General features: G+C 60.9%; 12 protein-coding genes. 6 read left to right on the forward strand and 6 right to left on the reverse strand.

Features of this window, described 5'->3' with window-relative positions; genetic code table 11:
• The first annotated feature begins 110 nt into the window (after window positions 1–110).
• The 3 genes from LJE91_14140 to LJE91_14150 all read left to right on the forward strand — a co-directional run bounded on the left by LJE91_14140 (window position 111) and on the right by LJE91_14150 (window position 2,739).
• Window positions 111–1,046 carry a LysR family transcriptional regulator gene (locus tag LJE91_14140; GenBank protein MCG6869819.1) on the forward strand — a complete coding sequence of 312 codons (936 nt, stop codon included), beginning with the start codon at window positions 111–113 and terminating at the stop codon, window positions 1,044–1,046.
• A gap of 173 nt (window positions 1,047–1,219) precedes the next feature.
• Window positions 1,220–1,603, forward strand: coding sequence for a Crp/Fnr family transcriptional regulator (locus LJE91_14145; GenBank protein ID MCG6869820.1), 384 nt, complete (start codon window positions 1,220–1,222; stop codon window positions 1,601–1,603).
• Window positions 1,600–2,739, forward strand: coding sequence for an AI-2E family transporter (locus tag LJE91_14150; protein ID MCG6869821.1), 1,140 nt, complete (start codon window positions 1,600–1,602; stop codon window positions 2,737–2,739). The genes LJE91_14145 and LJE91_14150 overlap by 4 nt, the downstream gene beginning before the upstream one ends.
• A 221-nt stretch (window positions 2,740–2,960) precedes the next feature.
• Here the strand turns inward: LJE91_14150 and LJE91_14155 are convergent, their stop codons facing one another.
• Window positions 2,961–4,367, reverse strand: coding sequence for a PhoH family protein (locus LJE91_14155; GenBank protein MCG6869822.1), 1,407 nt, complete (start codon window positions 4,365–4,367; stop codon window positions 2,961–2,963).
• A gap of 247 nt (window positions 4,368–4,614) precedes the next feature.
• Window positions 4,615–5,148, reverse strand: a complete 534-nt coding sequence (locus tag LJE91_14160; protein ID MCG6869823.1) for an ACT domain-containing protein — start codon at window positions 5,146–5,148, stop codon at window positions 4,615–4,617.
• A 174-nt stretch (window positions 5,149–5,322) separates the two neighbouring features.
• Here LJE91_14160 and dapA point away from each other — a divergent pair, with 174 nt between their 5' ends.
• Both dapA and bamC read left to right on the forward strand, forming a co-directional pair.
• On the forward strand, window positions 5,323–6,204 hold the full coding sequence (dapA, locus tag LJE91_14165; GenBank protein MCG6869824.1) for a 4-hydroxy-tetrahydrodipicolinate synthase: 882 nt from the start codon (window positions 5,323–5,325) through the stop codon (window positions 6,202–6,204).
• Window positions 6,205–6,209: 5 nt separating this feature from the next.
• Window positions 6,210–7,379, forward strand: a complete 1,170-nt coding sequence (gene bamC, locus LJE91_14170) for an outer membrane protein assembly factor BamC (GenBank protein ID MCG6869825.1) — start codon at window positions 6,210–6,212, stop codon at window positions 7,377–7,379.
• A gap of 13 nt (window positions 7,380–7,392) precedes the next feature.
• Here bamC and folE2 read toward each other — a convergent pair whose 3' ends face one another.
• From folE2 to LJE91_14190, 4 genes are all read right to left on the reverse strand, one after another.
• Window positions 7,393–8,256, reverse strand: a complete 864-nt coding sequence (gene folE2 / locus LJE91_14175; protein MCG6869826.1) for a GTP cyclohydrolase FolE2 — start codon at window positions 8,254–8,256, stop codon at window positions 7,393–7,395.
• Between the two features lie 183 nt (window positions 8,257–8,439).
• Window positions 8,440–10,332, reverse strand: a complete 1,893-nt coding sequence (gene dxs, locus LJE91_14180; protein MCG6869827.1) for a 1-deoxy-D-xylulose-5-phosphate synthase — start codon at window positions 10,330–10,332, stop codon at window positions 8,440–8,442.
• A gap of 284 nt (window positions 10,333–10,616) precedes the next feature.
• The gene (ispA, locus tag LJE91_14185; GenBank protein ID MCG6869828.1) at window positions 10,617–11,510 is read right to left on the reverse strand and encodes a (2E,6E)-farnesyl diphosphate synthase; all 894 of its coding nucleotides are present in this window, start codon (window positions 11,508–11,510) and stop codon (window positions 10,617–10,619) included.
• Between the two features lie 387 nt (window positions 11,511–11,897).
• The gene (locus LJE91_14190) at window positions 11,898–12,146 is read right to left on the reverse strand and encodes an exodeoxyribonuclease VII small subunit (GenBank protein MCG6869829.1); all 249 of its coding nucleotides are present in this window, start codon (window positions 12,144–12,146) and stop codon (window positions 11,898–11,900) included.
• Window positions 12,147–12,365: 219 nt separating this feature from the next.
• On the opposite strand from LJE91_14190, the gene LJE91_14195 reads away from it, so the two are divergent.
• Complete coding sequence (locus LJE91_14195) at window positions 12,366–12,785, forward strand: rubrerythrin family protein (GenBank protein MCG6869830.1); 420 nt, start codon at window positions 12,366–12,368, stop codon at window positions 12,783–12,785.
• The last annotated feature ends 109 nt before the right edge of the window (window positions 12,786–12,894 follow it).

Here is a 12,894-nt window from a genome sequence, read left to right on the forward strand (position 1 = left end):
CTGTTGAAGGCGCGGAACGGGATCCGGGCCCACATCGAGATGGCGCGAGGTTATATTCAACGGTGATATAATGCTTTTATCTATCCCTACGTGGTCTTTATGAGGAATCCATGGCCGACCGACGATTGCAGGTCTTCTACACGGTAGCCCGCCTGTTGAGCTTCACCAAGGCGGCGGAGACGCTGCACATGACCCAGCCGGCGGTTACCTTTCAGGTAAGGCAGCTCGAGGATCACTTCAATACACGTCTGTTCGACCGCACCCACAATCGCGTTTCGCTGACCGAGGCCGGTCGACAGGCTTGCGAGTACGCGGAGAAGATCTTCGAGCTCTACGGGGAAATGGAGAGTGCGGTGAAGGAACTTACCGGGGACGTCAGCGGGGCGCTGACCCTGGGGGCGAGCACCACCATTGCCGAGTACATGCTGCCCGCACTCTTGAGGGACTTCAAGGAACAGTATCCGAAACTCAATCTCATCCTCAAGGTGTCCAATTCAGATGGCATCGTCTCCATGGTCGAGAACAGCATGATCGATCTCGGCGTCGTGGAGTCGCCGGTCACGAACAAGAATCTCCTGGTCGATGTCTGCCGCGTCGACCATCTCGTCGTGGTCGTCAAGCCCGGGCATCCATTGAGCGAGCACCAGTCGCTGACCATGGCGGAATTGCTGAAGTATCCGTTCATCTGCAGGGAGGAGGGGTCCGGCACACGGGACGTCATCATGGAGTACCTGGAACAGTCCGGCGTAAAACGCAACGAACTCATGGTCTGTATGGAACTGGGAAGTCCCGAATCCATCAAGGGAGCGGTCGAGGCGGGAATGGGAATCTCGATCCTGTCACGCGCGACCCTCGCCAAGGAACTCGCACTCGGGTCGCTGATGGCCCTGGATCTGGATCCGCCGCTCGAACGGGAGTTCTCGTTCGTACGCCAGAGGCAGAAGTTCAGGCATCAGGCCATGGAAGCGCTGCTGAATCACGCGCGCCAGTACTGTCAGCGCGATACGGACGCCGAAACACCGGAACGGTCTGTCTCCCGGGGATAGGCCACAGGATGCAGGTGCTAACCTGCCAGTCCCCCGCCGGGGTGTCGTTGAGGCTGCGCCGGAATGACACCTGCCCAGGGCCCCGCGCCTTCTAGTAGAATCGGCCAGTAGTCGGAAGTTCTCATCCGGAGAACGCTTTCAGGTCACCCCAGATGCTTGGAAATATGCAGCCCATGGACGGTCCCCTCATTCGGGACGGTGAAACCCGTAAGCTCGTGAGGATGTTCGGCGGGCTCTCATGCGGGGACCGCGAGACGGTGATCGCATTCGTCGAGTTTCTTCAACAGCGAGCCGCCAATGGGGCGTCGGAGGCCGGCGGCGACTCGACTCCGAACGAACCGCTCGACATTGCCAGGCCGGCAACGGAGTCCGTGGTGAAGGCGATCAAACGGCTGACCGCCACCTATCCGATGGTCGACAAGTCGTCGATGCTGAACGAGACATCCACGCTGATGACACAGCACCTCGTACAGGGTCGCTCCGCCCCGGCAGTGATCGATGACCTCGAGACACTGTTTCGCCGTTACTTCAATGCGTGGAAGGAGCGGCGAGGGTGATCGATCTCCTCAAAAACTGGTACAAGCGGCACTTCTCGGATCCGCAGGTAGCCATCCTCGCGTTCATCATCCTGTGCGGGCTCGCCGTCATCGTGCTGGCGGGCGACATCCTCGCGCCACTGCTGTTCGCTATCGTCATTGCCTACGTCCTCGACGGCGCTATCGACCAGTTCGTGCGTCTGAAGGTGCCACGTTTTGTCGCGCTCAGTGTGGTGTTCGCCCTGTTTCTCACCTTCCTCGTTTCACTGATTTTTGGTCTCCTGCCAATGTTGCTCAGGCAGAGCGCCCAGTTCTTCAGGGAGGTCCCGAACATGATCTCCCAGGGGCAGGCACTGTTGATGGAACTGCCCGAAAGCTACCCGAAGGTGATCTCGCAGGACCAGGTCGTCAATCTGATCGGCGCGTTGCGGAATGAGATGTCGGAGGCGGGCCAGTACGTGTTGTCGACCTCGATCTCGTCCGTCATCGGCCTGATCACGCTGATGGTGTATCTGATCCTGGTCCCGCTGCTGGTATTCTTTTTCCTGAAGGACAAGCAGAAGATCCTCGACTGGGCGGGCGGATTTCTGCCCGAGGAGCGCGGGTTGTCCGTCGCTGTCTGGGGCGAGGTCAACCGCAAGATCGCCAGTTACATCCGAGGCAAGATCGGCGAGATCGTCATCATCTGGGGCGTGTCTTATGTGACCTTTATGGTCCTCGGTCTAGACTTCGCGATGCTGCTGTCCTTCCTGGTCGGGATTTCCGTCGTCGTGCCGTATGTCGGCGCGGCTGTGGTGACGCTTCCCGTCGCTGTCGTGGCCTACTACCAGTGGGGGTTTACCTCGGATTTCGGTTATACCCTGGTTGCCTACGGCGTGATTCAGTTCATCGACGGGAATCTCCTGGTCCCCATCCTGTTCTCGGAAGTGGTTAATCTTCACCCCGTCGCGATCATCACGGCGGTGCTGGTGTTCGGCGGGATCTGGGGATTCTGGGGGGTGTTTTTCGCGATTCCGCTGGCCACCCTGATTCACGCGGTGATCAACGTCTGGCCCGACCGAGCCAAGGAGAACGCATCACCGCAGGTCGCTGAGGTTTCCAACCGGGTCTCCGCGGGTCCGGGCAGCGGGCAGACCGACAGAAAGACTGGCAGCTGATCTGGACGGCTACGCTCTTAGGCGATTGCCGGAAAATGGCATACCAGATCGCGCCGGATATTCGTTCGTCATCCGCCAGAAGCAGCGACGGCGCGGTGTTCGCCGACAGGGGAAACACAACTCCCGTGACCAGGAGCAGGGACAGGATCAATAGTCCCGAGTGGTTCATTGAACCCGTGTGTCGGTTTGGCTACCGAGCCAGGCGACGGGCAGAGGCCGCCTCAGAGCGCCTCCGTGGCGAAGTCCGCCAGGCGCGATCGCTCACCGCGCAGCAGCGTGATATGTCCCGCGTGCGGCCATTCTTTGAAGTGGTCGACGACGTAGGTCAGACCTGAGGTTGTCTCCGTCAGGTAGGGGGTATCGATCTGGGCGATATTGCCGATACATACGAGTTTGGTTCCCGGGCCGGAGCGGGTGATCAGGGTCTTCATCTGTTTGGGCGTGAGGTTCTGCGCCTCGTCGAGGATGATGTATCGATTCAGAAAGGTGCGGCCACGCATGAAATTGACGGAGCGGATCTTGACCTTGCTCATCACGATATCGTTGGTGGCGGCCCGTCCCCACTCGCCGCCCTCGCCGTTCTGGGTCAATACCTCGAGATTGTCCATCAGGGCGCCCATCCACGGGGTCATCTTCTCCTCCTCCGTCCCGGGGAGAAAGCCGATGTCTTCGCCCACGGGTATGGTGATGCGCGTCATGATGATCTCACGGTATCTCGGCTCGTCCAGCGTCTGTGCCAGGCCCGCCGCGAGCGCCAGGAGGGTCTTGCCGCTGCCGGCGACGCCAACCAGGGTGACAAAGTCGATCTCGGGGTCGAGCAGCAGATTCAGTGCGAAGTTCTGTTCCGGGTTCAGAGCGGTCACCCCCCAGACACTACGCCGGGATTCGCTGTAATCATTGGCATATTCGATCACGGCGTGGTCGGTTGCGACCTCGCGTACGATCGCCCTGAAGGGCTCCGGTCCATCGAGGCTGAGGCAGAGGTTCGGGGTCCAGCTGGACGCCAGCGGTCCCTTGATTCGGTAGTAGGTATGGCCCTCCTCTTTCCAGGAGACCATCTCCTTGCCGTGCGTCTCCCAGAAATCCCCGGGCAGGTCAGCGGTGCCACTGTACAGCAGGTCCACGTCCTCCAGGACCTGGTCGTTATAGTAGTCCTCGGCGTGAATCCCCAGTGCCGCGGCCTTGATCCGCAGGTTAATGTCCTTCGACACCAGGGTCACCCGCGTGTCTGGAGAGTCACCGCTGAGCGCCAGCGCGATACCCAGTATGGCGTTGTCGGGTGTCGTTCCCGACAGGCTGTCCGGCAATTCCGCGGGTTGTTCGAGGGTCTGCAGAAAGAGTCTGCCGCTGGCTTCGCTCGAGATCTCGCCCATCTCACTGAGCGGCAGGCCCTGCATGATTTCCTGACGGTCCCGTCCAGCGATCAACTGATCGATGATCCTGCTGGCCTGCCGCACGTTGCGCGCAACCTCCGATACCCCCTTCTTGGCCTTGTCGAGTTCCTCCAGCACGACCATCGGCACATAGATATCGTGTCGCTTGAACCGGTAGAGCGCCATCGGGTCGTGCATCAGGACGTTCGTGTCGATCACGAAGAGGCGGTTTTCAGTCGTCTTGTCTTCAGGCATGTCGTCTCACGGGAGGATTTGGAGCAGAGGTGCGGGCGGAAGGGGACGAAACGGATTCGGGTTCCTGCAGCACCTTGCCGGCCTTTATTCTCGAGCCGCGACGTTTGAAGGACCTGACGGAGCGTCACTCATGCCAGGCCGGGAGACAACCCCGATAACCGAATGTCATGGCCGCACGAGTCGATGTCCGTCGATGCGCCTTAGTTTGCCGGCCCGTCGGGCGCGAGCGAACGGCCTCGCGCATGGATTACGGAACCTTGATCGGTTCCAGTACGCCGTCCAGGTTCATTTCGTCGCAAAGGTCCATGAATTCCTCCCGTAATTGAGCGATGTGCAGTGAGGAGGGCACCTCGACCGTCATTCGGATCGTCAGCATGGGGGTGGCGGTGTGGGCCGCATGGTAGGTGCTGGTCACCATGTCCTGGATATTGATACCGCGGGTCGCCAGGAATGCGGCGACCTGGTTGACGATGCCCGGGTGGTCGAGTGTGACCACGTCGAGGGTGTACGGCATCAACCGGTCTTCGGACTTGCGCTGTTCGGTATTCCTGGAGGCGATGGTCAGGTTGAGCGGCCCCTGGAGCGCAGCAAGCGCGTTCTCCAGTTTCGCCAGGTTGTTCCACTGGCCGGATACGAGCTGGATCAGTGCGAACGATCCGCCGAGTACGGACATCCTGCTGTCTTCTATGTTGCAGCGGTGCGCGGTAACCGTGGCCGATAGCCTCTCCACGGTCCCCGCGCGATCCTCGCCGATTGCCGAAATGACCAGATAGTTCGCCATGCCCGATTCCGATGCGCCACAGGTATCGCAAGGTTACCAGTATTCAGGGTGTCCATAAACGGAAACCCGAGCTTTCCGTAGCGTCGGGGATTGCTGTCCGGCGACCACCTCCCGGTTGCTTGTCAAGCCATACGCCCAACAGTACCATGACATGAATTTTTTTCGGAGAGGCCAATGTTTCACGGCAGCATCGTCGCCCTGGTGACACCCATGTCAGGGGACGGCGCGATCGATAACAGGGCGCTTGATGAGCTGATCGAGTTTCATGTCGCGAACGGCACTGACGGCATCGTCCCCGTCGGGACCACCGGTGAGTCCGCTACGCTGGACCACGACGAGCACTGCAACGTCATCCGGCGAGTCGTCGACCGGGTCGCCGGCCGGATCCCTGTCATCGCGGGAACGGGCGCGAACGCGACCACCGAGGCGATCGCACTGACCCAGTGCGCGATGGAGGCCGGTGCAGATGCCTGCCTTTTGGTCACCCCCTACTACAATAAGCCTACCCAGGAAGGACTGTACCTGCACTTCAAGGCCGTGGCGGACGCGGTTCCCATTCCGCAGATCCTCTACAACGTACCGGGCAGGACGGCCTGCGACATGGTTCCCGAGACCGTCGAGCGCCTGTGCGAGTTGTCCAACATCGTCGGTATCAAGGAAGCAACGGGGGATCCCGCCAGGGCAAGGGAGATCGCCGATCGATGCGGCGACAGGCTCGACGTGTTCAGCGGTGATGACGCCATCGCGCGCGAGATAATTCTGGACGGTGGCAAGGGTGTTATTTCCGTGACCGCCAATGTGGCACCGGACGCGATGCACGCGATGTGCGAAGCCGCGATCCAGGGGGATTCGGAACGGGCGCTGGCGCTGGACGAACCGTTGTCCGGACTCCACCGCGATCTGTTCCTGGAGGCGAATCCGATTCCGGTGAAATGGGCGCTGGCCGAGATGGGCCTCATCCCGCGGGGTATCCGTCTGCCGCTGACACCGTTTTCCGAGGCGTTCCACCCGCGTCTCGTGGAGTCCATGCGCCGGGCCGGCGTGCTGGTTGCGTGACACCCATGGATCAGGAAAAAAAATTGCCGTCCTACCTGTGCCGGATTTTGGTTTTTGGTGTGTGCCTATCGGTTGCCGCCTGCTCGTTCTTCGACAGGCGCTCCAACAAGGAATACGTGGACAGCCGGTCGGTCGCGAAGCTCGAGATTCCTCCGGACCTCACCCAGCCGAGCTGGAGCGAGCGAATGAACGTCCCCGGTGAAGAAACCGTCCGCGCCAGCGCGAGAAAGCAAAGCGCAGCGACCGCCGCGACGGGCGGTGCGGCGGGTGCCGGGGTCGCGGGCGCCATGCAGGCCGGCAGTGACGTGATCCCCGATTTTCAGAATATATCAGTGGGGCGGGACGGCAATACCCGATGGCTGGAGGTGCAGGCGCCGGCAGATGACATCTGGCCGCAGCTGGTGGATTTCTGGAGGGAGCAGGGAATCGATCTGGAGCGCAACGAACCAGTCCTGGGGGTAATGCAGACCGAGTGGGTGGCCGAGCGGCAGAGTTTGCCCGGGTTCGGTATCCAGGGTGTGCTGTCGAGCGTGACCGGAGTGCTGGCGGGTAGTGTTGGCGTGCGCGAGCGTTTTCGGACTCGCGTCGAGCGGCGGGGTGACTCGACGACCGATATCTACATCACTTCCGAGCGTGCCGAATTGACCGCCGATTCGATGGACGACGACCGGACACCGGAGTGGGGAATGGTCCCGCCTGACCAGGGCGCCGATGTCGAGATGCTGACCCGCCTGATGGTATTTCTCGGCACCAACGAGGAACGTGCGCACGAAGCGGTCGCCACGGCCACCGGCGCGGGGGTATCCATCGGGATCGTGAACGAGGGAGACACTCCGGTGTTGGTCGTCGACGACAAGTTCGACAGTGTATGGCGCTTGACCGGGGTTGCGCTCGACCGGGCGGGTCTCTACGTGGAGCAGCAGGACCGTGCGGCCGGCACCTATTATTTCACCTATACCGAGGATCTGAGAGAGAAACGCAGCTTCTGGCAAAAACTGACCGGTGGCGACGCGGGCCTGAAGATGGACGAACTGTATGAGGTGCGCCTGACGCAGAGCGGGGATGAGGTCCGCATCACCGCTCATGACAGTGGTGACGACGCCAGGCCCCTGGAACCGGAAGGGGCCGAGAAAATCCTCGAGCGCCTGATGGCGTCCTACAGGGTTAGCAGCTAGGTAAACCCAGGGCTTACCTTATCGCTGGTTCGGATCGCTCGGCCGTCTCGCCCGTTTGTCTGGCCGCTTCCGCATCCTTGTCCCTTTCGATCAGCGCATATGCCGAGTGGTTGTGGATGGATTCGAAGTTCTCGGATTCCACCACATAGGCAGAGATCCGGTCGTCCAGGTTCAGCCTCACGGCCATATCCCGGACCAGATCTTCGACGAACTTGGGGTTGTTGAAGGCCTGCTCCGTGACATACTTTTCGTCCGGGCGTTTCAGCAGGCCATAGAGTTCGCTGGAGGCCTCCTGCTCGACGAGATCGATCAGGTCTTCTATCCAGACGAAATCGCGGAGCCTGACCTTGACGGTCACGTGGGAACGCTGGTTATGGGCCCCATAGTCCGAGATCTTCTTGGAACACGGACACAGGCTCGTGACTGGAACGACGGCCTTGATATGCGTGTGCGCCACGCCGTCGACGAATTCTCCGATGAGGGTGATGTCGTAATCCATCAGGCTCTGCACACCGGAAACCGGGGCAGATTTGTTCACGAAGTACGGGAAGGACATCTCGATGTGTCCGGAATCCGCCTCGAGTCGCACCGTCATCTCCTTCAGCATCTCGCGGAACGACTTGACCGTGATTTCCCGCTCGTGATTGTTCAGGATCTCCACGAACCGCGACATGTGCGTGCCCTTGAAGTTGTGTGGCAGGTTTACGTACATGTTGAAACGCGCGATGGTGTGCTGCTCTTCGCCTGCGCGGTCCTGAATGCGCACGGGGTGAAGGATGTCCTTGATCCCGACCTTGTTGATCGGTATCTGGCGCGTATCCTGCATTGCCTGGATGTCGGGAATGGTGTTGACGATATTCTTGACTACGGTGCTCATGATCGTATGAGAACTGCTCCATCATGCCCGGAACACGCCCCATGGATGCTTCGGCCACTACTTTTCTGAACGGCGTGGTTTCCGCCCCGGGGACGCCCGTTGGCAGGTTGTCCCTTGGCTACGCTCCGGGAATGGATGCGGGGCTGTAGGAAATGCCGTTGGGTTGAATAACTGAGTAAAGCCCTAGGATATTACTTGAGAACGCAGTGGCTTGCAATTTGGCTTGTCCGACACCATGCAGATCGAACGGAGGATGCCAGCCTCGTCCAGTCCCGCCTCGGCGAGCAGTTGTTCACGCGAGCCATGCTCCAGGAACCGGTCGGGCAGTCCCAGGTTGAGGGTGGGGGTCTTCACTGCGCTGCAGGCGAGACATTCATTGACCGCGCTGCCGGCACCTCCGACCACCGCATTATCTTCCACGGTGACGATCAGGTCATGGGTCCTGGCCAGTTCCAAGACCAGGTCTTCGTCCAGGGGTTTGACGAAGCGCATATCGGCAACGGTAGCCTGCAGCGTCTCCGCCGCTCCCAGGGCCGCCGACAGAGGGCTGCCGAAAGACAGGATCGCGATGCCTTTCCCCCTCCGGCGCAGTACACCCTTGCCGATGGGCAGGCACTGCATTTCATTCTGCACGATCGCACCGGGGCCCTTCCCGCGCGGGTAACGGACGGCCGCCGGGCCATTCTGCAGATATCCCGTGTAGAGCATCTGCCGGCACTCGTTCTCATCGGACGGCGCCATGACGATCATATTCGGTACGCACCGCAGGTAGCTCAGGTCGAAGCTGCCGGCGTGGGTCGGTCCGTCGGGTCCGACGACGCCGGCGCGGTCGATGGCGAACAGCACCGGGAGGTTCTGCAACGCGATGTCGTGGATCAACTGGTCGTAGGCCCGCTGCAGGAACGTCGAATAGATCGCGACCACGGGCTTGGCCCCCTCGTGCGCCATTCCGGCCGCGACCGTGACCGAGTGCTGCTCGGCGATGCCGACGTCGAAATAGCGTTGTGGGTATTCCTGGTCGAAGCGCACGAGACCCGACCCCTCACGCATCGCGGGCGTGATGCCGATCAGGCGATCGTCCGCAGCAGCCATATCGCAGATCCAGTCCCCGAACACCTTAGTATAGGTTGGACTCGAAGGTTTCTTGTCCGCCACCACGCCCACGTTCGGGTCGAACCTGGGAACCGCGTGATACCCAACCGGATCCGCCTCGGCCGGTTCGTATCCCTTTCCCTTGCGCGTCACCGTGTGCAGCATCCGGGGGCCCTTGTGGGAACGCAGATTGCGGAGGGTCTGAACCAGGCCGATGACGTCGTGTCCGTCGACGGGACCGAAATAGTTCACACCGAGTTCCTCGAACAGCGTTCCGGGGGCGATCATGCCCTTGACGTGTTCCTCGGTGCGCTTGGCCAGCTCCCACATCGGGGGCATCTGTTTGAGGATCTTCTTGCTCCCCTCGCGCATCGAGGAGTAAACCCTGCCGGAGAGCAGTCGGGTAAGGTAGTTTGTCATTGCCCCGACGTTGGGCGAAATCGACATTTCGTTGTCGTTGAGAACCACCAGGACGTCGGCATAGACATCGCCCAGGTGATTGAGGGCCTCGAACGCCATACCGGCAGTCATGGCGCCGTCCCCGATGACCGCGACACACTTGTGTTTCTCGCCCCGGTGCCTGAACGCGAGGGCCATACCCAGCGCGGCGCTGATAGACGTGCTGGAGTGACCGACCCCGAAGGTGTCGTACTCACTTTCTGTGGGGGTCGGGAACGGGGCGAGTCCGCCCTGCTGACGTATGGAAGATATCCGGTCGCGCCGCCCGGTCAGGATCTTGTGAGGATACGACTGGTGTCCGACGTCCCATACCAACCTGTCGTATGGCGTGTCGAAGGCATAGTGCAGGGCCACCGTCAGTTCTATCGTGCCCAGCCCGGCCGCGAAGTGCCCACCGCAACCCGAGACGGAATGCAGGAGACAGGAGCGCAGCTCGTCGCAGAGCGCCGGGAGGTCCTGCGCCGGCAATCTGCGGAGGTCGGCAGGCGAATCGATACGCCCTAGTAGTGGATACTCGTCGTTCATAATATTTCGCTTAATCGGCGGATTATCCAGCGCCACTGGAGTCCATGCAAGCCGTTTTCCGGTCACTCCCAGCTTTTCAGGGGGAGACTGAATGCCGGTGTTGTGCTCGCTTGCGGACCCGCCATCCGTGGCGGCGGTAACCGACGGCGATTCCTTGACGTTGTTCGTTCGGGCGCCGGGCGCGGTCTGGAAGGGTGGGGAATGAGGCTCCTGGATGGCGGGTGATCCGGATCCGAACCGTGCGATGCGATGGTCCCGGCCCGAGAAGAGTGCTCCGAGCGGGTTCAGCGCCGGCGCGTTACGATATACGCGGCGATGTCCTTCAGCAGGGAGGCCGAATCCCCCAGGTCCGACAGACTGGCGATCGCTTCGCCGTAGAGGTCCTGAGCCCGTTTTCTGGAATCCGATAGACCCAGGATCGCCGGATAGGTCGGTTTGTTCCGGTCACTGTCCGATCCCTGGGGTTTGCCCAGGGTTTCGGTGTCCCCTTCCACGTCCAGCACGTCGTCATGGATCTGAAAGGCGAGCCCGATGCACTTGGAGAAGTGGTCCAGACGTTCCAGTGTTGCATCGTTGATGCCGGGCCTCGCGTATGCAGCCAGCATTACGCTGGCGCGGATGAGCGCGCCGGTCTTGTGGATATGCATGTCTTCGAGCTCGCTCAGGTTGAGCGTCTGACCGACCGATGCCAGATCGATGGCCTGTCCGCCGGCCATGCCGCGCGATCCCGCGGCGCGGGCCAGCACCTCAATCATCTTCAATCGGGTGCCGGCAGAGTCGGGGCCGTTTGGATCCACGCTAACGATGTAGAAGGCCAGTGCCTGGATCGCATCGCCGGCCAGGATAGCGGACGCCTCGCCGTAGGCCTTGTGGCAGGTGGGTTTTCCGCGGCGCAGGTCGTCGTCGTCCATGGCCGGCAAGTCGTCGTGAATCAGCGAATAGGCGTGGATCAGTTCGACAGCCGCAGCGGCCCCGTCGAGGGAATCGAGCGGGATATCGAGTGCTATGCCCGTGGCGTAGATCAAGGCCGGCCGGATGCGTTTGCCGCCGTTCAGAACGGAGTAACGCATTGCCTCGTGGAGCGGGGCCGGGTGGATGTTTTCCTTTGGGACCCAGCGATCCAGGACGGTCTCCACGCGCTGGCTGAGGGAGCTGAGCTGCGCCTCGGTGACTTTCAGCCGGTTCACCCGGTCTCCTCGAGGGTTGTGTCATGGTATCCCACCGGTGCCGGCGGAGATCGCTCCTTCGACACCCAGGCGTCGAGCCAGGTCCGGGACGTCAGGTGCCCACAACCTAAGGCGATTTCTGTCATAATGACATACGATGCTGTTTGTCTTTTCGTCCGTCCTCCGTGTTGCGACAACAGCGACATAGCTCGACTATGCGCCTGTTGTCGCGCCTCGATGACGAACGAAAATCCGGCGCGATGTGGTATGCCCTTTTCCGGCAATCGCCTAAACCTTCAGCAACCGGCCGCGTCGGGACCGTGCCCTCGTATCTTTCGAACCTGCGCCGGGACGGGTCGCGGGCAGGAGCTAGTCTATCATCTAACGGTCAGGTAACGGTCAGGGTTTCACGGATTCGTCGCGCCCGGGGCCCGTGGCGATGGAAGGGTCGAAATCCCGTTCGCCGCCGTCGTCGCTCAGGATCCTGACCCTTTGTTCGGCGGTCTTCAATTCCGCTTCACAGGCCTTCACCAGGCGCATGCCGTACTCGAAGGACTCGAGGGAGTTCTCCAGGGAAAGCGTCCCCTGTTCGAGTTGTCCCACCAGTTTCTCGAGGGCATCGAGTTTTTGCTCGAATCCTCGGGGCATGGAGGGCGATTTTTTCGGTGTCTTCTGCTGCGCCACTATATAATTCCCGCGGTTGCCGTTTCGTCCCCTGCGAAACCTTAACACGAGGCCATTTCCCGTGGATCGCCGCGTCGTGTTGACAACAAACCAGCCGTGGCTTACAGTTCCACTCAGATTTAGAATTAGTCTAAATCATGTCGCTGGTAATATTTTCATTCCATCCTTTGGAGGTAACTGACAATGTCACTGAAAGGCTCAAAGACCGAGCAGTCACTCAAGGACGCATTCGCTGGTGAGTCACAGGCAAACCGCCGCTATCTGTATTTCGCATCCAAGGCCGATGTCGAAGGCTACAACGACGTCGCGGCCGTGTTCCGTTCCACCGCCGAAGGCGAGACCGGACACGCTCACGGCCATCTGGAATATCTCGAGGAGTGCGGCGACCCCGCCACTGGACTGCCCTTCGGCCCGACCGACGAGAACCTGAAGACGGCGATTGCCGGTGAAACGCACGAGTACACCGACATGTATCCCGGCATGGCCAAGGGCGCGCGTGAAGAAGGTTTCGACGAGATCGCCGACTGGTTCGAAACCTTGGCGAAAGCCGAGCGTTCTCACGCCAACCGATTCCAGAAGGCTCTGAATTCTCTCGGCGACTGAAGCCGGACGAGAAGAAGTACGGGGCCGACGATCCGGTCCCGTCTTCCCTTATGCATACCGGCGCAGATTCCCACCATCGTCCCGAGGCGGTAGGCCAGCGTACACCCGA

The organism is Gammaproteobacteria bacterium, from assembly GCA_022340215.1.
GTDB lineage: Bacteria > Pseudomonadota > Gammaproteobacteria > JAJDOJ01 > JAJDOJ01 > JAJDOJ01.

Excerpts from the sequence above, each read along its gene's own strand:
- LJE91_14140 (MCG6869819.1), top strand. The coding sequence starts at position 111 with ATGGCCGACCGACGATTGCAGGTCTTCTACACGGTAGCCCGCCTGTTG.
- LJE91_14145 (MCG6869820.1), top strand. The coding sequence starts at position 1,220 with ATGGACGGTCCCCTCATTCGGGACGGTGAAACCCGTAAGCTCGTGAGG.
- LJE91_14155 (MCG6869822.1), bottom strand. The coding sequence starts at position 4,367 with ATGCCTGAAGACAAGACGACTGAAAACCGCCTCTTCGTGATCGACACG.
- LJE91_14160 (MCG6869823.1), bottom strand. The coding sequence starts at position 5,148 with ATGGCGAACTATCTGGTCATTTCGGCAATCGGCGAGGATCGCGCGGGG.
- dapA (MCG6869824.1), top strand. The coding sequence starts at position 5,323 with ATGTTTCACGGCAGCATCGTCGCCCTGGTGACACCCATGTCAGGGGAC.
- bamC (MCG6869825.1), top strand. The coding sequence starts at position 6,210 with ATGGATCAGGAAAAAAAATTGCCGTCCTACCTGTGCCGGATTTTGGTT.
- folE2 (MCG6869826.1), bottom strand. The coding sequence starts at position 8,256 with ATGAGCACCGTAGTCAAGAATATCGTCAACACCATTCCCGACATCCAG.
- dxs (MCG6869827.1), bottom strand. The coding sequence starts at position 10,332 with ATGAACGACGAGTATCCACTACTAGGGCGTATCGATTCGCCTGCCGAC.
- LJE91_14190 (MCG6869829.1), bottom strand. The coding sequence starts at position 12,146 with ATGCCCCGAGGATTCGAGCAAAAACTCGATGCCCTCGAGAAACTGGTG.
- LJE91_14195 (MCG6869830.1), top strand. The coding sequence starts at position 12,366 with ATGTCACTGAAAGGCTCAAAGACCGAGCAGTCACTCAAGGACGCATTC.